This is a genomic window from Roseisalinus antarcticus (genome assembly GCF_900172355.1).
GTDB classification, from domain to species: domain Bacteria; phylum Pseudomonadota; class Alphaproteobacteria; order Rhodobacterales; family Rhodobacteraceae; genus Oceanicola; species Oceanicola antarcticus_A.
In genome coordinates, this window is the sequence record NZ_FWFZ01000006.1 from 141923 (window position 1) to 167993 (window position 26071).

Below are 26071 nucleotides of genomic sequence, written 5' to 3' on the forward strand. Positions count from 1 at the left end.
AGCGCTTGCAGTCTGGGACGACCGGATCAGCCTCGTGGGGCCGCAGACCCGGGTTCTGGCCACGGTCTCGCGGACCTTCGATCTGGCCGTGGGCGACAGCTACACCCGGACGGTCGAGGTCATCGTCCCGCAACTGGGCCTGGGCGATTACGCCTTCCTGGTCGAGGTGGATCGCGGGGCCGACATCTATGAAGGCGGCCGCGAGGCCAACAACGCGGCCCAGACCACCCCGGCCGGGCTGAAATATCCCAACCTCACCCCCGAGGACGTCACCGTCTCGGACGCCGCGGTGCAATCGGGCGAGAGCGTGGACGTGTCCTGGACCGTGGCCAATATCGGCGAGGGCGCCGCGGCGACACTCTGGACCGACACCGTCTGGCTGAGCCGCGACGAGGTGCTCGACGACAGCGACATCGCGCTGGGCTCGCTGGAGCATGACCCCGGCCTGCCCTTCGCCGCCGGGGCCCGCAGCCCGCAGACCCTGTCCGTGGACATTCCGATCAGCGCCTCGGGCGACTGGTTCCTGCTGGTGCAGGTCGACAGCGGCTTCGACGTGATCGAACCGGGGGCGGATGACGACAACGCCGGCACCACGCCGCTGACCGTGAGCCTCGCGCCCTATGCCGACCTCCAGGTCTCGGAGGTGGTGGCGCCGACGCTGCTGGTCGACGACCCGGCTGAGCTGACCGTGGGCTGGACCGTCACCAACGCCGGCACCGGGCGCGGCATCACCGATGTCTGGACCGACAGCATCTGGGTCGACGGCAACGGCGTGCTGGGCGATGCCGAGGACCGCATGCTGGCCAGCTTCACCCACGAGGGCGGGCTGGACCAGGGCGACACCTACGAGCGGTCCGAGACCTTCTTCCTGCCCACCGGCTTCACCGGCCGGTTCGACCTCTACGTGCGCACGGACACGGGCGGCGAGGTCTTCGAGAACGGGCTCGAGGCCAACAACCGCAAGGTCGCGGACATGGTCTTCGACGTCATGCCCATTCCCTATTCCGATCTGCAGATCACCCGGGTGGTCGCCCCGGACGATGCGCAATCGGGCCAGGACATGACCCTGATCTGGGAAGTGGTGAACGACGGCATCGGCCTGACCAGCACCGCCAGCTGGTCCGACATCGTCTATATTGCCGACAACGCCGATGGCACGGGCCGGACCCGGCTGGGCGTCTTCGGCCACATCGGCTTTCTTGCGCCGGGTGCCGATTACGTCCGCGAGGCCAGCGTCCGCATCCCGGACGGCTGGGAGGGCCCGGCCTATTTCTTCGTCGAGACCGGCGGGCCGTTCGAATTCATCTACGACGAAGAGGGCAACAGCGCGGTCAGCGCCGAGGTCGACGTGGCGCTCTCGCCCTCGCCGAACCTGGTGGTCAGCGGCGTCACCGCGCCCGAGACCGCGCCCGAAGCCTCTGCCATCGACGTCACCTGGACAGTGACCAACAGCGGTGCCGGCCCCGCCGTGGGCTCCTGGACCGACAGGCTGGTCTTGCGGCCGACCGACGGGGAAAGCAACGATATCACCGTCGGCAGCTTCACCTATACCGGGCCCTTGCAGGCGAACACGTCCTACACCCGGCGCGAGCAGGTCGTCCTGCCCGCCCAGGTCAACGATTTCTACAAGCTGGTGGTGATCACCGACTTCGCCGACACCGTCTACGAGCACAATGCCGAGGACGACAACGAGGACGAGACCGCCACCGAGATCGCGGTCTCGCTGCTGCCGCGGCCCGACCTTCAGGTCGCGGGCTTCATCGCGCCCGACCGTCTTACCGCGGGCGGCACCGGCAGCGTGCGCTTTACCGTCATCAACCAGGGGCCGGTCGCGACCGACGTGCCGAACTGGACCGACCGGGTCTACCTCTCGCTGGACGAGAAGGTCACCTCGGACGACATCCGGCTGGGCGCCTTCAGCAACGAGGCGGCCCTCGCGCCCGGCGAAAGCTACCTCAGCCAGGAGGCCAGCTTCGTGGTGCCCCAGCGGTTCCGCGGCACGGTCTACCTGCTGGTCGAGACGGATTCCGGCCGCCAGGTCGACGAATTCCCGAACGAGGCCAACAACGTCGGTGTGCACGAGGTCTATATCGAGCCGATCCCCTTCGCCGACCTCGTCGTGGACGAGGTACAGGCGCCCAGCCAGTCCTTCGAGGGCGGGCAGGTCACGGTCAATTACACCGTCACCAACCGCGGCGCGGGCGACAGCAACATCGGCAACTGGACCGAGCAGATCTGGCTGACCCGGGACAAGAACCGCCCCAGCGCCGGCCAGGGCGACGTGCTGCTGCAGACCCTGCAATACACCGGCGGCATCCTCGAGGTGGGGCAGGGCTATGACCGCACGGTGACGGTGGACCTGCCCGACCGGGTGATCTCGGGCACCTATTACATCACGCCCTGGGTCGATCCCTACGGCACGGTCCTCGAGGATCCGCTGGCCGTCAACGCCAACCCCGACGATCCGACCGAGCTGAACTCCAGCAACTACCGCGCCGGCGGCGGCGGCATCGTCGGCAGCGGCATCGCGGTCATCGGCAACCCGCCCCCGGTGGTGAACCCCGACCTGGAATTGACCATCGACAGCCTGACACCCGAGGCGACCGCCGGCGCGGTGGGCGAGGATGGCCGCTTCGAGGTGACCTACACGCTGACCAACCACGGCGACGGGCCGAGCGTGGGCTACCGCGTCGAATTCACGCTCAGCGAATTCGCCACGACCGCCCAGCCGGGCGGCGAGCGCTGGACCTTCCACGCCACCGGCCCGACCCTGCAGCCCGGCGAGAGCGTGACCCTGACCCGCAGCCTGACGCTGAACCCCGGGGTCGACGCGAACTACCTGATCGCGTCGGTCCAGGCGACCTCGGATTCCGACCGGACCAACGATACCGACCTGGCCGAGACCCTGGTGCGCAGCGCCACGCCGAACCTCGAAGTGGTCGAGATCGTGCCGCCGGAGGGGGCGCGCTCCGGCGAGGAGGTGACCTTCACCTACACGGTCAGGAATACCGGCGACGCGCCGGTCTGGGACCGGACGGAGTACTGGCGCGACGCGATCTGGGTCTCGCCCGACCCGACCTTCATCCGCAACCGGGCGGTCAAGCTGCAGACGCCGACGATCTCCAACGCCACGCCGCTGCAGCCGGGCGACAGCTACACCGGCACGGTGACGGGCCGGCTGCCGCAGGGCATCGACGGGCGCTATTTCATCTATGCCTTCACCAACACCGACCGGGACGCGGGCGACAACCGGTCCTGGCCGATCATCTCCGGCTCGGCCGATGCCGATCTATACCAGGGCTACACCCGGAATGCGTTCGAAGGGCCGAGCGGGTCGGTCCTGCGGGCCGAGTTCGACGTTCTCTACGACGAGCCCGACCTCAAGGTCAGCGTCCTCGAGGTGAAGGACACTGCCGCGGCGGGCGAGACCCTCGACATCACCTTCGAAGTGACCAACGTGGGCACCCGAGCGACGCGCGAGAGCGCCTGGCGCGACCGGGTCTACCTGTCGCTCGACCCCTCGCTGGACGAGCGCGACTACCTCATGCGCCGGGTCGAGGACGGCCGCGAGATCCGCGCCGAGCACTACCACCAGGGCGTGCTGGAGCCCGGCGAGAGCTATACCGCGACCGTGACCGTCACCATCCCGTTCGAGATCGAGGGGGATTTCCACGTGCTGGCCGTGGCCGACAGCGGGCTGGGGGAATCGGGGCTGGTGAAATCCTCGATCTCCGACCGCTTCCCCGGGGTGCGCGGCGATGCCAACGGCACGGTGCGCGAGTTCCAGGGCGAGGGGAACAACACCACCTCGGCCGCGATCAAGGTCACGCCCTATGTCGCGCCCGACCTCAAGGTGTCCAGACTTGAGGTGCCCGAACGCGTGGTTCGGGGTCAGCAGTTCAACGTCACCTACGAGGTGACCAACGTCGGGGGGGCGACCCCGGTCCAACAGGGCAGTTGGACAGATCTCGTCTATTTCAGCCGAGACGAATATCTCGACATCCGCTCCGACAGGTTCCTCGGCCAGATCCGCCACCAGGGCGGACTTGGTGCGGGCGAAAGCTACGAAATCAGCCAGAGCTTCGGTGTGCCCAACGACATGGCGACCGAGGCCTATTACGTCTTCGTCGTCACCGATCCGGCCCGCTACACCGCCAAGGGCGACGTGTTCGAGGGCGAGAACGAAGCGAACAATTCGCGCGCCTCGGACGTGCCGGTGATCATCGACCTGCCGCCGCCGACCGACCTGGAGGTCACTTCGATCGTCGTGCCCTCCGGCGCCGCCGCGGGCGATCCGATCACGGTGAAATGGACCGTGACCAACAATTCCGACGACGTGGTGGCCGCCGGCCGCTGGTCCGACAGCGTGTTCCTGTCCGCCGACGGCACCTGGGACATCGGCGACCGGCCGATCGGGCGGATGGAGCATGTGGGCGACCTCGCGCCCGGCGACAGCTACACGCTGGAGCTGCAGACCACGATGCCCGCGGCCACGCCCGGCGGCTACCGGGTCATCGTGCGCACTGACATCTTCAACCAGATCTTCGAGGACACCGGCGAAGAGAACAACACCACCGCCTCGGCCGACACGTTGCAGGTCAGCGTCGACGAGCTTCTGCTGAGCACGCCGACCACCGTGTCGCTCGGCAACGGGCGCGAAAAGCTCTACCGCATCGTGGTGCCGCCGGACGAGACCCTGCGCGTCACGGTGCTGTCGTCGGAAAGCACCGCCTCGAACGAGATCTTCCTCAGCCACGACAGGCTGCCCGGCCCGAACGATTTCGACGCGACCTACGAGGGGCCGCTGTCGTCGGACCTGGTGGCCTTCGTGCCTTCGACCGAACCGGGGATCTACTACATCTCGCTGCGCAATTTCTCGGGGCCGGCCGAGGGCACCGACCTCACGATCCTGGCCGAGCTTCTGCCGCTGGCGATCATCGACGTCGAAAGCGACCGGGGCGGCGATTCCAAATGGGTGACCACCCGGATCAAGGGGGCGCAATTCGCCGAGGGCGCCACGGTCAAGCTGGTCCGTCCGGGCATCGCCGAGTTTTCGCCCGAGACCTGGACCGTCCTCGACAGCACCGAGATCATCGCCGTCTGGGACCTGAGCGGTGCGCCGCACGGGCTCTACGACATCGAGGTGACCAACCCCTCGGGCGAACAGGCCGTGCTGCCCTATCGCTACCTCGTGGAGCGGGCGATCGAGGGCGACGTGACCATCGGCGTCGGCGGCAGCCGGATCGTGCTGCCGGGCGATGTCGAGACCTATTCGGTCGCCTTCGAGAACCTCAACAACCTCGACGCGCCCTATACCTTCTTCCAGGTAGGCGTGCCGGAGCTGTTGCTGAATCCCTATGTCTATGGCCTGCCGATGCTGGATTTCTTCAGCAACGTGCGCGGCACGCCGGACGGGGCGGAAGGCACGCCCAATGCCGACGTGTTCTGGGCCGGGCTGGAAAGCATCGTCAACCTCAACGGTCAGCTGACCGCCTCGGGCTATGTGCAGGATCTGCCGGCCGACGGCTTCGGCGGCTTCAGCTTCAACCTGCAGACCTACCCGGGCCTGCGAGAGCTGCATGACGAGGCCTTCGGCGCCTTCCGCGACCGGATGGCGCTGCTGGTGCCGGAACTCGACGGGATCCTCGAAGAGGGCGGCGAGGCGGCGATCGGCGAGTGGTTCGAGGCGCTGACCGCGAAGGTGGCCGAGACCAACCCGGCCCTTGCCGGGCAGCTGGCGAACTTCCCGTTCGAGGAGCTCTACGAGCAGAACGTCGCCAAGCCCGGCAAGGACGAGATCCCGTTCATCCCGTTCCGCTTCCACATCTTCGCCGCCGCGACGTCGCTGACCCGCGCGGAATTCGTGGCCCAGCAGACCGCCTTCGCGATGGACCTGCGCGAGGCCGTGCTGACGGCGCAGGACGTGCCGGGGCCGCTGGTGGCCATCGTCGGCGACCCCGATGCCTGGGTCGAGCTCTACCTCGCCGGGCTGGAGACGGCCGGCATCCTGCGCGACGCCGAAGACGTGCCGCCGATGCGGACCAAGACCCAGGTGCTGTCGTTGATGGCGGTGCTGTCCTCGGGCATCCTGTTCGGCCGCGCGGGCGAAGAGATCCGCTCGGATGGCGATGTTCTGGGCTTCTTCGAGGATGTGCGCAGGCTTTATGGTCACACCCCCGACGTGATGGCCGAGATCGACTTCTGGGACCCGCGCGAATCCGATCGCTACTCCGGAGAAGTGCCGATCCCCGAGATCGTGACCTTCGACGATTACGACCTGGGGCTCACGAACGAGACCCATTTCGAGGCGGTTCGGATCTATGTGCCATGGGTGCCGTTCGAAAGCCGTGGAGCCGCGCTGCCCGAGGATTTCCAGGCCTCGCCCGAGCCGGTGGATGGCGCCGGCTTCGAGACGCTGGACTTCAGCGAATACTACGCCTCCGAGGCGGGAACCGCGCGGCTCGCCTCGCTGGAAGGTCCGCAGACCCTGGACACCATGGGCTGGCTGCCGGCGACCCAGGCGCTGCCCTACACGGTGAATTTCGAGAACGACCCCGATTCCAGCACCTGGGCGAACCGGATAGAGATCGTCACCCGGCTCGACCCCGACCTTGACGCGCGCTCGTTCGAGCTGGGCGACATCAAGATCGGCGACATCACCATCGACGTGCCCGAGGGGCGCTGGTTCTACCAGGACGAGATCGACTTCACCAATACCCTGGGCTTCGTGGTCCGGGTCAGCGCCGGTGTCGACCTCTACCAGGATCCCGCCGCCGCCCGCTGGGTGATCGAGGCGATCGACCCGCTGACCGGCGAGGTCATCCAGAGCACCACGCGCGGCCTGCTGCCGCCGAACTCCGAGGGCGGGATCGGCGCGGGCTTTGTCAGCTACACCGTGCGCCCGGGCGACGACGTCGAGACCGGCACCCGGATCTCGGCCCAGGCCCGCGTGCTGTTCGACACCGCCGCCCCCGAAGAGACGCTGGAGATCACCCAGGCCGTCGATGGCGCCGGCCCGCAGACCGCGATTTCCGTCAGCCGGGTGACCGGCACGAACAACTACGTGGTCGACTGGGAGGCCGAGGACGACCTCGGCGGGTCGGGCGTGCGGCATGTGACGCTCTATGTGGCGACGGACGGCGGCGATTTCCGGATCTGGCAGCGCCGCCTGACCGAGGCCAGCGGATCGGAGGTGTTCCAGGGCGAGGCGGGCAAGACCTACGAATTCCTGGCCCTGGCCACGGATATCGCCGGCAACCGCGAGACCCCGGACGACGGCTCGGCCGTCACCTCGGACGGGCAGCCGGTCAACCTCGGCTCGGCCCCCGAGGTCGAGTCCACGACCCCGCCGGACTTCGGCGAGCCGCCGCCCGTGGTCGAGACGCCCTCGACCAACGCGCTGTTCGACCGGGCCGAGCAGAATGTCCCGAATTCCGATCCGCTGACGCGGGTGTCGGAATTCACCAGCGTCCTCAGCCCCTTCATCGGGCAGTCCTTTGCCACCGACGTGCCGTCGAGCAACGCCGACATCGCGCCGATGGCGCTGCTGGAACGCTCCAACGGCGATATCTGGGTGTCGGGCGGGGCCAATCGCGGCTCGATCTGGCTGTTCGACGACCAGGGCGGCGCGGCCGATGCCGATACGCTGCTGATCACCCTGGACGAGCCGGTGTTCAACCTGGCCGAGGATCCCTCGGGCCGGATCTGGGCGACCACGGGCGGCGGTGCGCTGCTGCGGCTCGACCCGACCACGGGCGGCGTGCTGGAACGGTTCGGCGACGGGCTGACCATGGGGCTCGCCATCGCCGCGGACGGCACGATCTACGTCGGCGCCCACAGCGGCGTGCTGAAATTCGACGCGGCCACCGGCAAGTTCGAGCAATGGAGCCGCGACGAGAACCTGCGCGTCTCGTCGCTGGCCTTCGACAATTACGGCGACCTCTGGGCCGTAACCTGGCCCGACCGCGAGCAGGTCATCCGCTTCGACGAACGCCAGCGCGGCGAGCTGATGCTGGAATTCACCTCGCCCATCGACAGCCTGGATTTCGGGCGGACCGGCACGGACATCGCCGACCTGATCTTCATCACCCACAACAGCGGCACCGTCAGCGACACCGGCGAAGTCTCGGGCGGCTCGGTCCTGACCATGGTCGACCAGGCGACCCTGCGCCGGGTCGACGTGGCCCGCGGCGGCACCCGGGGCGACGAGGTCCTGACCCTGTCCGACGGGCGGGTGCTGATCAGCCAGTCGACCCAGGTCGACGTGGTGGCCCCGGCCTATTCGCCCGCCGTCGTCGCCACCAATCCGCCCGACGGGGCGCTGGTGCCGCTGCCGCTGCCGGTGATGACGATCCGGTTCGACCAGGACATGTTCGCGGGCGATCCGACCAGCAGCGCCTCGGTCATCAACCCCGACAATTACAGCGTCGTCGGCGCCGGCGGCGGCAGCGTGGCGCCGGTGGCCGTGCTCTATGACGCGACCTCGCGCACGGTCCTGCTCAAGTTCTCGAACCTGCCGGCGGACGACTACACGGTCACCGTCTCGGAGGACGTGACCTCGCTCTACGGCCTGCGGATGGGCACCGCGTATGAGACCGCCTTCCGCGGCCTCGACGATCTGTCGTCCACACTGGGGATCGAGTTCACGCGCACCCGGTTCGACCGCGCCACGGGCGTCGTGTCCTACGAGGTCGTGCTGACCAACCTGTCGGAGGGCGACATCGTGCTGCCCGCCCTGCTGACGCTGGATCCGCGCCGGGGCTACGAGGGCGTGCCGGTGGCCGCTGACGGGCAGACCGACGACGGCCTCTGGCTGATCGACCTCAGCGCCGCGCTGCCCGCCGACGGCCGGCTGGGCCCGGGCGAGGGCACCAGCGGCGTGACCGTGGGCATCGCCACCCCGGGCCGCCAGCGGGTGCAGTTCTCGACCGGCGTCGTCGCCGCGGGCCTGCCCAACGCCGCGCCCGTCTTCGTGTCGGAGCCGCCGACCCAGGCGAGTGTCGGCGAGGCGCTGATCACCAATGTCCTGGCGCTCGACCCGGACGGCAACTCGATCATCTACAACCTGCTCAGCGGCCCCGAGGGCATGACCCTCGATGCCACCTCCGGCCAGCTTGCCTGGACCCCGGCCGAGGGCACCGCCAGCGAGGTTCCCGTCGTCGTCCAGGCCTTCGACGCGCGGGGGGCGGTGACGCTCCAGCGTTTCGTGGTCAGCGTGGCGGGCGGCAACGAGGCGCCGGTCTTCCTCAACGCGCCGACGGAATTCGAGGTCGCCGAGGGCGGCGTGGTCGAGTTCGACGTTCTGGTGACCGATCCCGACGGCGACGACATCGTCACCTGGATGGACGACATGCCCGACGGCGCGATCTACGACAGCGCGCTGCGCCGGTTCAGCTGGGCCACGGGGTACGAATCCGCGGGCACCCACACCCTGACCCTGCGCGCGAGCGACGGGCTGCGCGAGGTCGCCATCAACGTGGCGATCCGGGTGGCCGAGGCCGCGCAGCCGGTCTCGCTCAGCGTTCCGGCCCGGTCGATGACCGTGACCGAGGGCGACCGCATCCGTTTCAACCTCGGGGCCGAGGCCGACCCCGGCACACCGCTGACCTTCGGCAATTTCAACGCGTCGCTGCCGTTCGGCGCCTCGCTGAACGCGCTGACGGGGGAGTTCGAATGGACCCCGGGCTATACCCAGGCGGGCACCTACGAGGTGCTCTTTGCCGTGTCCGACGGCAACGGCGTGGCGCTGCAGCCGATGACCATCGAGGTGACCGAGGGCAACGGCGCGCCGGTCTTCGACAATCTCGACGGGCTCAGGGTCTACGAGGGCCAGCGCTTTGCCGTGCGGCCCTTCGCCTTCGACCCCGACAACCCGGAGTACGAGCCCGGCATCCGGCTGCCCGACGGCACCGTGATGCAGAACGATGCGGTGCCGAAGACGGTCGAGATCGAGCTGCTGACCCCGCTGCCCGAGGGCGCCACCTTCGACACCGAGACCTGGGCGCTGGAATGGGTGCCCGGCGCGACCCAGGCCGGGACCTATACCTTCCGCTTCCGCGCCACGGATGACGGGGCCGAGACCGGCAATCCGATCAGTGTCGAGACCGAGGTCGAGGTCGAGGTGCTGGACCTCAACCTGGGGCCGGAGCTGCCCGATTACGGCAACGTCACGCTCGCCCGCGACGAGGTGCTCGAGATCGAGGTCGCGACCCAGGACCCCGAGGGCGACCCGGTCACGCTGCAATTGTTCAACGAGCAGCCGGGCATCCCTCTGCCCGATTTCATCACATTCACCGACCGCGGCGACGGCACCGGCGTGATCCGCATCGCCCCCGGCGTCTGGGACCGGGGCGACCATCCCGTCAGCCTGGTGGCCTCGGACGACGGCGGCGGGCAGGGCGTGCTGCGCGGCGACATCCGCACCTTCGTCATCACTGTCGAGAGCGACAACGAGCCGCCGCAGTTTGCCTATCGCGGCCCCGTGGTGGGGGTCGTGGGCACCCAGATGTCGGTCGAGATCGACGCCACCGACCTCGACGGCGACGACCTGACCTTCGACCTCGCCGGCCTGCCGCCCGGCGCGGTGCTGAGCATGGATCCGTTGATCTATGGTCGCGCCACGCTGACCTGGACGCCCACGGCCGCCAACGTGGGCAGCCGCACCGCCACGATCACCGCGACCGACACCGGCAATTCCGGCCTGACCGACCCCGGCAGCACCCAGTTGCAGTTCACCGTCGCCGTGCGCACCGCCAACGCGGCACCGGTGCTCGACCCGCTGGGCACGCTCAAGGGCACCGAGAGCGAGGCCTTCTCGCATACCTTCGGCGCGAGCGATGCCGATGGCGACGGGCTGACCTTCACCGCCGAGGACCTGCCCGCCGGGGCGCGCTTCGACCGCCAGACCGGCACGCTGGACTGGACCCCGACCAGCGTCCAGGCGGGCAGCTACACGATCATCGTGACCGCCAGCGACGGCAACGCCGAGAGCACCGAGGAGGTGCTGATCGAGATCGACGAGACCAACCGCGCCCCGGTCTTCGTGCCGATGATCACCCAGCTCGGCCGCGACCGGGCCGAGCTGCGGTTCAGCCTGGCCGTGGCCGACCCCGACGGCGACCCGGTCATCCTGTCGGCACTGTCGACGCTGCCCGAAGGCGCGGCCTTCTCGGATGAGCGCGGAGAATTCGTCTGGATCCCGCAATACGACCAGTCCGGGCAGTATTCCCTGCGCTTCGCCGCCCAGGATCCGTCGGGCCTGTCCGACGAGATCGTGGTGCTGATCGACATTGCCGACGTGAACCGCGCGCCCGAACTCGCCGCCTCCGACCGGGCCTTCCTGATCGGCGAGCCGCGCAGCTTCACCCTGGAATCGAGCGATCCCGACGGCGACACGCTGGAATTCAGCGCCGTGAACCTGCCCGACGGCGCGGTGCTCGACAGCGCCACCGGAGAGGTCACCTGGACCCCCGGACCGGGTCAGGATGGCGATTATTACGTCACCTTCCTCGCCTCCGACGGCAGCCTGACCGACCGCCAGACCATCGTGATGCGCGCCTCGCTGGAACGCCAGGAACCCTCGGTGCGGATCGAGCTTACGCCCAGCTTCCCGGCCGTGCCGGGCCAGTCGGTGCTGGTGCAGGTGGTGGCCGACAGCCTGTCGGACATCACCGATGTGACGCTTTACGTGGACGGCGTGGAACAGGCGCTCGACGCGCAGGGCCGCGCCTACGTGACCCCGACGAGCCCGGGCAAGATCGCGCTTCGGGCAACGGCGCTCGATGCCGACGGGATCGAGGGCGAAGCGCTGCTGCCGATCAAGGTGCGCGACCCGTCCGACCGCTCGGCGCCGGTGGCCATCATCGACCCGCTGCTGGGGCTGGGGCCGATCTCGGGCGTGCAGGGGATCGAGGCGGTCGTCGCCGACGCCAACCTCGACACCTGGACGCTCGAACTTCTGAACCGGGCGGGCACCACCGTGCTGTCGGTGCTGGGAGAGGGCGAGGAGCCCGCCGCCGGCACCCTGGGAGAGCTCGACACCCGGCGGCTGCTCAACGGTCTTTACAAGTTGCGGCTGACGGCGACGGACATCGGCGGGCGGCTGGTGCGCGAGACCGTCAACATCGAGGTCAAGGGCGCCGACAAGACCGGCCGCTACCTTGAGGAGGTCGTCGATTTCAGCGTCGATCTAGACGGGATCACGCTCGATTTCGCGCGGCGCTACGACAGCCTGTCGGGCGGCGGGGCCTTCGGCCTCTGGAGCGCGGGGCTCGAAACCGACATGACGATCGAGGCCGGCGAGACCGGCCGCGAGGGTCTGGGCGTCCACGCGGCGCTGAAAGCCGGCGCACGGCTTTATCTGACGGCGCCGGACGGCACGCGGCTGGGCTTCACCTTCCGCCCCGAGCCCGAGCAGGTCGGCAACCTGACCTTCTACGTCCCGGCCTGGGTCGCGGACGCGGGGCAGGGCGACTGGTCGCTGACCTCGTCCGAGACCTTCCTGCGCAAGTCGGGCGGGGCCTTTTACACGGTCGACGACGGCTTGCCCTACAGCCTGAAGGACCCGGTCGTGGCCGGCGTGCAGCCCTATGTCCTGACCTCGGGCGACGGGCGCAGCTACGTGCTCGGCTCTTCGGGCCGGGTGCAGGAGATCCGGCAGGACGGCAAGCGGCTCTTTGTCAGCGACAGCGGGATCACGGCGACCAACGGCGACGCCATCAGCTTCCTGCGCGACCAGGGCGGGCTGATCGGCCGGATCACCACGGCGGACGGCCAGGCCTTCGTCTACACATACGATGGCGCGGGGCGGTTGACCTCCATGCGCGCGCTCGAGGACGGGACCGGCTACCGCTACGGCTACGACGGCCCGTTCCTGACCCTGTCCTCCGAGATCGAGGGCACGGGCCGCGCGATCAGCTACCTGCCCGAGGTCACCACCACGCCGGTGATCGCCGACCTGGGCGGGCTGGTCTCGCTGACCGGCTCCCCGGTCACGGTGGGCGCCGGCACCGCGACCTATTCGATGTTCATCCGCGACAGCGAGATCGCCGGCGCCGCGGGCGGCCGGATGATCCTGCGGCTGGCCATGTCGGACCCGGATGCCGAGATCCGCCTCGGCGGGGCGGACCTGCTGTCGACCGAGTCGACCGCCGACGGGGTCGTCGCGCTCTTTGCGGTGCGCACCGGCGGGCTGAAGCGGCTGGAGGTGGAGACCGCGGGCGGCGGGACGCTCGACATCTCCGTGGGCGGCGACCTCACGCGCGACGGCAAGGTCGACGGCGACGACAGCAGCGCGCTGAACGCCGGTTCCCCGGACGGCGACATCACCGGCGACGGCGTGGTCAATGTCGACGACCGCGGCGTGCTGAACGTCAACTTCGGCGTCCGGCCGAACCTCGCGCCCGTGGTGGCCGAGACTTTGCCCGAGGTCTTCACCCACGAGGAACTGGCCGTCTTCGTCCCGCTGAGCGACATCGCGAGCGATGAAGAGGGCGACGATATCTTCTTCCGCGTGATCTCGGCCGAGAATGTCACCGCGACCTTCACCAGCGACGGCCAGCGGCTGCGCCTGACGCCGATCGCGGGCTTCAGCGGTGCGGCGACGATCACGCTGATGGCCGACGACGGGTTCAGCTCCACGGGGCCGATCACGCTGGACGTCGATGTCTCGGATTCGCCACTGCTGTCGCTCGATTTCGTCAAGCGGAACTACTATTTCGACGGCGTGGGCGAGATCGACCAGGTCCATGTCGTGGGCCAGTTCGGCGACCAGGCCGACGTGATCCTGCCGCTGGATTACGTCAACGCGCAGATCCTCGACCCCAGCCGCGTGACCCTGTCCTCGTCGGGCGTGTTGACCGCCAAGGCGGAGGGCACGACCGCGGTCACGGTCTCGCGCGGGACGATCTCGGCCGGGACGGTCGTGGGGGTCGGCGTGGAATACGAGGGCCGCAAGGTGTCGTCGCTGATCTACGGCATCGATGCCTATCCCGACGACGTGACGATCCTGTCGGAGGGCGGCGAACGGCAGATTATCATCACCATCGGCGAGGACAAGGAGGAGAACTTCCAGGTCCAGTCCGCCGAGGATGGCGCGATCTACGTGGTGGGCGACGAGAGCATCGTGACGGTCACCGATGACGGGCTGATCAAGGCCGTCAGCGAAGGCACCACCACGGTCACCGCGATCTATGGCTACGGCGAAGAGACCATCGATGTGAAGGTCGCCGCCCCGATCGAGGGCAACACCGGCACCATTGGCGCCGAGGGCGGAGCCCTGCGCAACGAGGACGGGATCGTCGCGACCTTCGGGCCGGGGCAGTTGCAGGACGGCAGCGACGTCAGCCTGACCAAGCTCGACGAATCCGACCTTACCGTCGCGGTGCCTCCTGACTTCGAATTCGTGGCCGGGGCAGAGCTTTCGGTCACGGGCGATATCGACGGCCCGATCCAGTTCGCGGCCCCCGTGGACAGCAGCGTGGCCCAGGCGGGCGACGAGGTCGCGTTCTTCGTCCTGATGGATCATTCCGAGGTCACCCAGGGCGAGGTCGGCGAAATGTGGACGCTGGTCGACAGCGGCACGGTGGGCGAGGATGGCCTGGCCCGGACGGCCTCGCCGCCGTTCCCGGGCCTGTCGGAGCGCGGCAGCATCATCGTCGCCAAGGTCAACCAGAAGATGGACCTGGTCGGCATCAAGTTCCAGCAGGCGATGAAATCGGCGCTGATCGTCGCCGGCGGCGTCGCCATCGCTGCGGGCATCGCGACCCTGTCGGGAAGCCTGCTGGGCGGGATCGCGGCGGTCGGCATCGCGGGGGCGGCCGTGGGCTGGGCGGCCTACACCTACTGGGGCGACGAACGCATCCAGGAGATCAACGTCTACAGCGACTGGGCGGGCAAGTTCACCAAGGACACGTTCAACGTCGAGAAGCAGCCTCTCGCCAAGGCGATCGACATCACCGGCAACATCACCGACCCGCGCCCGGACGTACTGGATACGCGGCCGCAGGTGACCCGCATCGTAGGCTTCAACGAGACCGCGGAGAAGCCCTCGATCCTGGTCGAGGGCCGCAACTTCCTGAACGTCGACGGCTTCGGCTCCAATCCCAGGGATCTGCGCGTCGTCTTCGAGATGGGCAATTACCGCAAGTATGTCTACGGCGGGGCGTTCACCAACGTCGTCAATGGCGGCCAGACCGACGTCAGCTCCTTCGTGGTCGAGTTGCCCGACGACATCCTCGTCAGCCGGGCGCAGATCTATGTCGAGCGGCCCGGCCGCGGGGCCACCGCCGCCGGCGACGGGACCTGGGTGCTGCCCGCGCCGATGGCCCGGTCCTCGGCCTTCACCGTTGCCAATACCGTCGGCTACGGCATCGTCGGCGGCGTCGATCTGGATGACGGCTACGCCGCCCGGGTGGAGCTCTTCAACGTGCAGCCCTCGGGCTATACCGGCGAGCAGAACGTGACCGAGTTCATCACGCTGCTGAACGGCACGAACAAGATTTTCGGCCGGGTCATCGACACCGCCATGGCCTCGGATCTGTCGGCCGCCTACGTGGCGACGCCGGAAGGCATCGCGATCATCGACATGCTGCGGCTGCGGCAGTTCGACCCCGACCCCGATGCCGCCGGCCTGCAGCTGATCGAGATCCCGGACGTGGGCATGAGCCAGGAGATCGTGCTCGATCCGCAGGGCAATTTCCTCTACGTGGCAGGGCTCGGCAAGATCTTCACCATCGACCTGCGGCCCGGTTCCTCGACCTATCTGCAGCAGATGCCCAAGGTCGCGCTGCAGATCCCGGCCGAGGCCGCGCAGCGCACCGGCGGCCAGATCAACGGCATCGAGATCAACGCCGACGGCACGCTGCTCTATGTGGCGGTGCCCTACGGCAACATGCTGGGCGACGAGGGCTGGCTGAACGGGCCGGGCCAAGAGGGCATGATCCACGTGATCAACGTCAACCAGGACCACCGTCCGCCGGGCGGTCAGGCGGGCGGCGAGAACCATTACTTCGAGGATTTCTACCAGATCCCCGCCGGGGTCGACCCCTATGACATCGCCGCCACCGCGGATCCCGACAAGCTCGTCTTCGTCTCGCGCGGGGATGCCCGCGAAGGCTTCCGCACGATCCATGTGACGCGGAACGAGCCCAAGAACTTCGACGTCGACGTGAACCGGCTCGACCCGCCCCCGGGCGACAATGGCGGCACGCGCCGCCGGCTGCAGCTCAACCAGGGCGCGGTCGGGGTGAAATACGTGCCGGACTCGTTCTCCGCCTTCGGCGGCCGGCTCTATGTCGACCTGTCCTACTACGACCGGCTGTCGAGCCAGTATTTCGACCTCGACATCTGGAACCCCAGCGCCGTCGCGGTCACCCCGGACGGGGGCTATGCCTTCGTCGCGGATTACGAGGTGTCGCGCTACTTCAAGCTGCCCTCCGAGATGGCCTACGAGATCGAGCTGCGCCATTCGCTCGGCTCCAAGGTCGGCCTGATCCGCAACCCGTTCGAGATGAGCCTGGGCGAGTGGACCGAGAACGAGATCATCGGCGTCCACGATCCGGTCGGCAAGCTCGAGAGCGCCTCGAGCCCGGTCCCGATGCAGTTCATCACAGAGCTGGAGATGGCCCCGGGCGGCAAGGTCCTGTTCGCGAATTACCGCGGCGCCGGCAACATCGTGAACTTCAACATCGAGAACTGGGCGATCAAGTCCTTCAACCGGGCGCTGAACCGCGAGATTCCGATCGACCGGACCGAGGACCGGGAGATCGACAACCCCGCCTCCGCGCCGATCTACGGCGATCCGATCGACGTGTTCCGCTATGCCCGCGGCCTCTCGGTGCAGATGGTCACCGGGCTGGAGCTGCGCGCGCCGCGCGGCCAGGTGCAGGTGCACGGCGAGGACCCCGACGAGCTGGTGCTCGAGGCGATGATCGACACCGACCGCGCCGACCTCCAGTTCTGGACCGGCAACTTCTTCCTCTCCGGGCTCCAGCCCGGACAGGGTCTGTTTCCGACCGATCCGGTGCGGCCCCGGGTGGGCAGCTCCGGCAGCGGCGACCCGGTCGACGGCAACCCCGGCCGGATCGTCGATACCCGCGCATCCGGCATTTCGCTGAAGTCCGGATACACCTACGAGCTTCTGGTCGACGGCACGATCAAGCAGGGCGCCAGGATCGTTCCCGAGGATGGCGATACCGCCAAGGCCAAGGACCTCCTGCGGCTCAGGATCGCGCCCGAGATCGCGCGGCTGCTGACCGGCGGGCAGACCTTCTACTGGGGGATCGAGACCACGGGCTCGGTCAATGCCAAGGGCTCCACGGCGATCAGCACCCTGCCGGCGCCGACCACCAGCCGGTTCAGCACGGTGACGGTGCTGACCCACGGCTTCGCGCTGAATCCGCTGCCCGACTATGCCAACACGGCGATGAACGAGGACACGCTGGGCGAATGGCTGGCCTATGCCGAGCTGATGTCGACCGCCCAGGGCGGCGGCGAGATCCTCGTCTACAATCGGCAGACCGGCCTGTTTCACCGCTATGACAAGCAATTGGCCCAGGGCAAGCGGATCGACCGGACCGAGGCGTTCGACATCAACACGATCGAGCAGGGGAAATCGGTCACCATCGTCGCAGACTGGTACCGCGAGAGCGACATCACCGACACCGGCTATGCAGAGGCCGCCGCCGACGCGCTGTTCGCATCGCTCGTGCATCTCAACCGGCTGAGCGGCGCCAACCTCTTCAACAGCCCGCTGCATTTCATCGGCCACGGGCGCGGCGCGGTCGTGAACTCCGAGATCATCCAGCGCCTGGGTCTGAATTTCACCCAGGACATGGACATCCACATGACCACCCTGGACCCGCACGATTTCGGCCAGGCCACGCTCGATTTCCCGGCCATCGACACCATCAACAACTACCTCTCGGCGGCCAAGCTCGCGGCGGGCATCACGGGCGTGTTCTATCCGCCGGCCTTCACCGTCGTGAACGCGCTGGGCAAGGTCGAGACGTTCGTCAGCAAGTTCTCGGACATCGTGAAATTCGTCGGTCTCAACCTCAAGCCGATCGCGTTCGGCGATTTCGTCGATCCCAATGTCTATGTCTGGGACAACGTCGATTTCGCGGACAACTACTTCCAGACGTCGGCCCCGGAATCCCCGGCCAATACCAATACTTTCGCGGGCTATTTCAAGCAGAAGCTCTCGGGCTTCACCCAGGTCACGACCCAGAACGGCCGCTCGCTTGTCGACACCTCGAAGGATTCCAAGGAACCGGTTCCCACGGTCATCGGCGTCCCGAACGTCGAGATCAACTTCACCGCCGGCAAGGTGCCGGGCTTCGTCAACTCCGACTTCATGGGCACCCCCCACGACCGCGTGGTGACCTGGTACCTGGGGACGGCCGACGTCACCTCGCTCGACCTCAACCAGGAGATCGTCTGGCGCAGCGCGGGCGACGAGGGCACGATCGTCGGCGCCACCACGGGGGCGCGCAGCTATCAGTACATCACCCGCTACCTGTCCGAAGAATATTCCAAGCTGCCCTGGTATGGGGTCAGCTCCGCGGCCACGACGATCCCGACCTTCAATTCGGTCTACTACAGGAACTACCACGTCCAGGCGCAGAAGGACCGGATCAACTGGCAGGGCGTCAAGGGCTATGCCATCACCGAGGCGATCGGCTCGGGGTATTACTTCGCGACCACCGGCGGCGGTGAACCCTATCGCCCCGAACCCGGCAACGCGGCCAAGACACCGGTGATCTTCGACAACACCGGGGTCGGCTACACCAAGCCCGATCCGGGCCAGGCGGCCAAGAAGACCGATCCCTATCCCACCGTATTCAACGGCGATTTCGAGCACGGGACCAAGATGTCCGGGCTGGAATACTTCAAGTGGCTGGTCAGCGTCCTCTACAACACCATCGACACCGGCGCGGCGGTCCAGGACGGCAAGATCAAGGGGCCCGACGGCAAGCCGCAATACGGGTTCAAGGCGCTGCTGAGCAACATCAGCGTGCCCGACCTTGGCAAGGGCCTCGGCCGGTTCCCGCTGCATTACGACGTGCCGGGCTGGTCGATGCACGGCGGCATCGACCAGGGCGTGGGCGACGACGAGGACGAGGGCTATTCCTACGCGATCCGCCTGTTCGACGATTTCATACCGCTGCTGTCGGGTCCGGTGGACGTCACCGGCTGGTTCATGGTCAACACGAATTTCTACAAGGAAATCGTCGATGTCATGAAGCTGGTGCTGCGCCCGACGATCGGCAAGCTGGTCGAAAGCGCCGTGACCAAGGTCGGCTCGAACGAGCGGGTCGAACAGGCCCGCGACAGGGATCCCGCCTTCGTGAAACAGGAACGCGAGGCGTTCCTCGACCTGCGCGGGCTGAAGGAAGTGCCCAACGGCTTCGGCGGCACGAAGGTCGTCGATGCGGATGGCAAGACCACCATGTCCAGCACGGAACTCGACACCGTGATGGATTTCTTCTTCGACAACCTGGAATCGATTGATCCGGTGTCGGCGCTCTATGACTTCATCATGGCCCGGATCAAGCAGGCGAAATTCCTCGAGCCGCTCGACCCGCCGCCCAACCTGCGGGCCATCGCGAACTTGCCCGCCGGCAGCCTGGCGCGGACCCAGGCCGTCAACGCCGCCTCCGACTGGATCTTCGACACCTTCACCAAGGGGGTGGCCTATCTCTTCGACAAGCTGGTCGACGGCCAGCCGGCCACCGACCTGATCGGGGGCACCGATTACGCCCTCCTGATGGGCGGATCGAGCTTCGTGAAGAACCTGATCGGCGTCTTCCTGCCCGATATCGAGAGCAAGTATCTGGGCACCGACGAAAACGGCAAGCCGATCTCGCTGGAAGACCTGTTCCAGGACGCGTTGGATTCCGTCGCCCAGCTCGACAGCGTCACGCACAACCGCCTGTATTACCCGCAGAACATGAATTTCGTCGAAGCCGAGGTCATGATCCCGCTGGCGCTCAACGATTCCATGGCGCTGGAGGCCGAGTTCCGCAGGCTCGACGGCCGGACCTTCACCGCCGAGCCGGTCAGCCTCGGGACGGCGATGTTCACCAAGCGCAAGGTGCACTTCGCGATTCCGCCCGAGATGAAGGGGTGGAGCGGCAGCCTCACCATCCGCCAGAAGGACGCCGAGCCGTTCACCGACCTGGTCAACGACCCGGCGAACAACATCCTGGAGCAGACCGGGTATGTCTTCGCCGAACTGGGCGACGACATCCTCTCGGCGCTCAGCTCGCTCATGCTGATCGACGATATCAAGCTCGTCGGCTCCAGCAACCAGACCGCGGCCGAGACCGGGGCAGGGGCCGAGGCCGTGACCCTGGCCGAGGCGCGGGCCGTCGCCGAGGCCGCGGCCGGCATCTGGGCCGACAGCGGGCTGGTGGTCGGGGCCGGCCTGCAACTCGCCGATCTGGAGATCGTGGTGGGCGATCTGGGCGATGGCGTGCTGGCGACCTGGGAGAACACCACGATCACCGTCGATACCGATGCGGCCGGGATGGGCTGGTTCGTCGATGCGACGCCGCGGGACGCCTCCGAATTCGGCGCGGGCGCGGCGCCCCACCTGTTCCGGGCCGAAAGCGGCGCGGCCGCCGGGCGCTACGACCTGCTGACCGTGCTGCTGCACGAGATGGGCAACGCCCTGGGATTGCAGGACATTCCGGTGACCGACGCGGGCACCTTCACGATGACCACGGTGCTTGAGACCGGATCGCGGCGGCTGCCCACACAGGACGACGTCACGCCGTTCCTGTCGCTTGGCACCGGCGAGGACTCCCTCGACGGCTTCAGCCTGCTCGACCCCTCCGCCGAGCTTCTGACGGACGAGGGGCCTGCGGCGGCCGCGGCGGCTGCGCCCTTCGACCTGCTAGCCGGTCCGGCCGAGGATTTCGGTAACGGACGCTTCGACATTCCGCTTGCCGATCCCGCCGGGCGCTGGGAGACGAGCGGCGATGTCGCCATCGTTTCGGCCAGCGCCGTGATGGACGAGGGCGCCAGCGAGATGAGCGGCCTGGTGCAGACTTTCGCGCTGCCGGCCGAGGCGACGGGGCTTCAGTTCACGCTCAGCGATATCCGCCTGACCGCGCCCGGCGACACAGCGCCCGATGCCTTCGAGGTCGCGCTGTTCAATGCGCATACCGGCGACCGGGTGCTGGGCGACATGGCCGGGCTCACCGGCTCTGACGCGGTGCTCAACATCCAGAGCGACGGGTCGCGCTTCGTCTCGGCCGGCGTCACCATCGAGGAACAGCCGGGCGGCACGCTGCTGGTCACCATCGATTTCGGCGGGCTGGCCAGCCGGCCCGACGCGCTGCGGCTGGGGTTCGACCTGATCGGGATGGGCGATCTCGACAGCTCGGTCGCCGTGGACAACGTGCGCCTTCTGGGGACCTCCACCAACGCCGCGCCCGTCGCGGCGGACGATGTCTTTGCCCTGTTCGAGGACACGCCGGGCATCCTCGACATCCTCGCCAACGACACCGATGCCGACGGCGACCAGGTCTATGTGGCCAGCTTCACCCCGCCCGCCGAGGGCACGCTGGAGCCTGTGGGCGACGGCACCTGGCGGTTTGTTTCGCCGGCAGACGCCTCGGGCACCTTCACCTTCACCTACACCGTGTCGGACGGCCTGGTGGAGAGCGGGCCCGCGACGGTCGTCCTCAATGTCGCGGCCGTCAACGACCTGCCGGTCATGGACCCGATCGCCGACGTGAGCCTCGGCGCCGGCGTGCAGCTGTCGGTGACCGCCACGGCCAGCGACCTGGAAACCGCGCCGGCCGACCTGCGCTATGCGCTGCTGTCGGCACCCGCCGGCGCCTCGATCGTGGCCGAGACGGGCGCGATCTCGTGGGATACGACCGGCAACCCGGGCGAGCACGTGTTCCGCGTCCAGGTGGACGATGGCGACGGTGGCCTCGACGACGTGAGCTTCACCGTGGACGTGGTCGGCGACCTGGTGCTGACCGAGGTGTCCGACCGGGTGGTGGCCGAAGGCGCCCCCATCGACGTGACCCTGCAGGCGCTGCTGCGCGGCGGCCCGGCCAGCGGATTGACCTTCGGCAAGCTGGCCGAGACCCCCGACTGGATCACCATCGACCCGGCGACCGGCGCGATTTCCGGCGACACCAGCGCCCGCAGCGGCAGCTATACCCTGCGCTATTCCGTCGAGGACGGCGAGGGGAACCGCGACACCGCGAGCTTCGCCCTTCGGGTGGCCGCGGCCCCGGTCATCGACGGGCTGAGCGACCGTACCCTGGCCGACGGCCAGCCCCTGCTGGCGCAGGCGACGGCGACCGATGCCGACACCCCGGCCGGGGACCTGGTGTTCTCGAAGGTCGCGGGGCCGGACTGGATCAGCGTCGATCCGGTCACCGGCGTGGTCTCGGGCGATACCTCGGGGCAGGCGGGCACCGCCGATCTGACGGTGGCGGTGGCCGATCCCGACGGGCTGTCGGACCAGGTAACCGTGACGCTGACAATCCAGGCGGTGCCGGTCTTCGATCCGATCCCGACGCTGACCCTCTCCGAAGGCGATGTCATCGACATCCCCGTGCTGGTCTCCGATGCGGACAGCCCCGACGAGGATCTGGTGATCGAGGTGACCGACGGGCCGGGTTGGATCGGCTACGGCAGCCTCAGCGGCACCCTGATCGGCGACAGCACCGGCCAGGGCGGCGAGTTCGAGGTCACTCTGACCGCGACCGACCCCGACGGCAACACCGGCACGCTGACCGTGCGGGTCATCGTGCAATCGGCCCCCGCCATCGTCGACCCGGACCCGCAGGTCCTGCTGGAGGGCGCGGCCCTCGACGTGCAGCTCGATGCGACCGACGCCAACGACCCGTTCGAGGACCTGACCTTCACCAAGGTCTCGGGGCCGGACTGGATTCAGGTCTCTACCGACGGGCGGATCACCGGGTCCACCACCGGGCGGCCAGGCAGCTTCAGCGTGACGATCCGGGTCGAGGACCCCGAGACCCTGACCGACACCGCGGTGCTGGACATCCGCGTGCTGGCAGAGCCGGAGTTCGTCGCCATCGCGCCGCGGACCCTGCTGGAGGGCGCCGCCCTCTCAATGCCGGTGACGGTGAGCGATGGCGACACGCCGCTGGACGAGCTGACGGTGAGCCTCACCGACGGGCCGGCCTGGATCATCTACAACGCGACCACCGGGGCGCTGGAAGGCGACAGCACCGGCGAGGTCGGGGATTACAGCGTGACGCTGCGGGTCGAAGACCCCGAGGGCAATTTCGCCACCCAGGTCGTCTCGGTCTCGGTCGAGGCCGCGCCGCTGCTGGCAGACCCCAGCGACGAGGTTCTGACCGCGGGCGACGCGCTGGCCGTGACGCTGTCGGCGACCGATGCCGACACGGAAGTGGCCGACCTGACCTTCACCAAGGTCTCTGGGCCCAGCTGGATCACGGTTTCGGCCGATGGCCAGGTGACCAGCGACAGCACCGGCCGCACCGGCACCGCGACCCTGGTGGTGCGGGTGACCGACCCGGACGGCAATTCCGACGACGCCACGTTTGATGTGACGGTCCGCGGGGCGCCGATCTTCGGCCCCGCCGCACCGCAGGTCCTGCTGGAAGGGGCCGCGCTGGACCTGCCGATCACCGTCACCGATCCCGACACCGACATCGCCGACGTGACGGTCACGATCACCTCGGGTCCCGCCTGGATCACCTACGATTCGGCGACCGGCAGCCTGACCGGCGCCAGCGCGGGCAACTTGGGCGCCTTCACCGTGACGCTGCAGGCGGCCGATCCCGACGGCAACACCGATACGCTGAGCGTGCCGGTAACCGTGCAGGCCGCGCCGGTGCTGGCCGATCCGGCCGAAGTGACCCTGGTGCAGGGCGCCGCGCTCAACCGCGCGCTGAGCGCGACCGATGCCGATACCGGCGATGGCGATCTGACCTTTGCCAAGGTGTCGGGCCCGGCTTGGATCTCGGTCTCGGCCGATGGCCAGGTGACCGGCGACAGCACCGGCCGCGTGGGCACCTTCCGGGTCCGCGCCTCGGTCACCGATCCCGAGGGCAATTCCGACACCGCGGTGCTGACGGTCAACGTCCTCGCGCGGCCGGTCTTCGCCCCCGTGGGCCCGCAGACCCTGCTGCAGGGAGAGCCGCTGTCGGTCCGCATCGCGGCCACCGATGCCGACACCCCCGCCGGCAACCTGACCATCGCGCTGGCCTCGGGGCCGTCCTGGATCAGCTTTGATCCGGCCTCGGGCCTGCTGACCGGCGACAGCTCGGGCGAACTCGGGCCCTACACCGTCACCATGATCGCCCGCGATCCGGACGGGAACACCGCCAGCCAGACCGTGCTGGTGAGCGTCGAGGCCGCGCCGGTGCTGGCGCCGATCGACGACGTGACCCTGGTGGGCGGCGCGGCGCTGGGCGTGATCGCCCGGGCAAGCGATGCCGACAGCCCGGCCTCGGCCCTGCGCTATGACATCGCGAGCGGGCCGGACTGGGTGTCGGTCGACAGCCGGACCGGGGCCGTCAGCGGCGACACCACGGGGCGGGTCGGCAATTTCGGCGTCGTGGTCTCGGTCACCGACGAGGGCGGGCGCAGCGACACCCAGGCCTTCGTGGTCACGGTGCTGGCCGCGCCGGTCTTTGCCCCGCTTGCGCCGATGGCGCTGGACGAGGGCGCGGACCTGGCGCTCGACATCAACGCGACCGATGCGGACACGCCGGTCGACGACCTGAGCTTCAGCATCCTCGACGGGCCGTCCTGGCTGAGCCTCGACGGCGCGGGACTGCCGCAGCTGGTCGGCGACACGACCGGGCAGGCGGGCAACCACCTGGTGACGCTGGAGGTGACCGACCGCGACGGGCTGCGCGACGAGGTCAGCTTCCTGTTGTCGGTCAACCCCGAGACGACCGACCCCGGCAGTCCCGAAACTCCCGAAACCCCCGAAACCCCGCAACTGAGCGGTCGGGGCGGGGCGGGCGAAAGCGGTGGCGGCGGTGGCGGCGCGGTCCTCGGCGGATCGAGCCTGATCAGCTTCTCGCCGCGGACCACGAACCTCAACGGCAACGGCGGCGCGGTCGCCCCGGGCGGCACCGGCACCTCGCCGATCCGGATCACCCCGGTGCCTGACGACGGCAGCGTCTATTGCCGCTACCGGATCCCGGTGCTGTTCTCGAACACCGGGGGCGTGCGGTCGATGGTGTTCGACGTGATGCTGCCGAGCGGCCCGGTCAGCCTGACCACGGTGATGCCGGGGGCGGATCTGCCCTCGGGCGTGTCGGTCAGCTCCGCGGTGCGGTTCGAGGACGGTGCGCGGATGCTGCGGGTCACGATCAGCGGCAGCAGCGACCTGCCGCTGGGCGAGATGGATCTGGTGACGCTCATCGGCCGCAGCTTCGGCGTCGGCGAGGCGGCCCGGGACTTCTCGGGGCTGGAACTTCGGCTGGTGTCGGTCAACGGCGCGGCGGTGGGCGAGGACGCCGATTACGGCCTGCGCCCCGAGACCGATCCGGCCGCGATCGGCGACCTGTGCATCGTGGACGACGGGCTGCTGGCGCAGACCACGATCGACATCTCGGTCGACGGCATGGTGGCGCGGGCCGATCTGCCCGGCCACGTGGACCCCGACGCGCTGCCGGACGGCCAGCTGTTGCTGCGCGCGGGCGGCCTTGCCGGCGCCGAGAGCGTCCTGCTCCGGCTCGGCCTGCCGTCCCAGGGCTTCCGCCCGGCATCCGTCTCGGCGACCGAAGCGGGCGGCAGCGCCCGGCTGGTCGAGGTCAGCGCGGCCGAGGTGCTGGTCGAGGTCGGCCCGGTCAGCGATGCGGTGCAGGGCCTCGTGGCGCTTGCCGCGCTGGGCTTCCTGCGCACACCGGGCACCCGGCGGACCGGAGGATTGCAGATTTTGGGAATTACCGTCGACGGCGTCGATCTGATATACGACCCTGACACCGGGCGCATCGCGGGTGATCTGACCGGCCCCCGGGCCGCTGTCGGGGACCTGTCGCTCGCGGCCCGGGAAAGCCTCGCGATCACGCTGGGCGGAGACTCGTCAACGTAAGGG

General features: G+C 68.5%; 1 protein-coding gene (only partly in view). It reads left to right on the forward strand.

The window, feature by feature from the left end; genetic code table 11:
* Positions 1-26068, forward strand: the 3' portion of a protein-coding gene (locus tag ROA7023_RS07900) for a putative Ig domain-containing protein (RefSeq protein ID WP_159458462.1). 12479 nt of this gene lie to the left of the window's left edge; the window shows 26068 of its 38547 coding nt (coding positions 12480-38547); its start codon lies beyond the left edge, outside the window; the stop codon is at positions 26066-26068.
* Positions 26069-26071 lie beyond the last annotated feature (3 nt).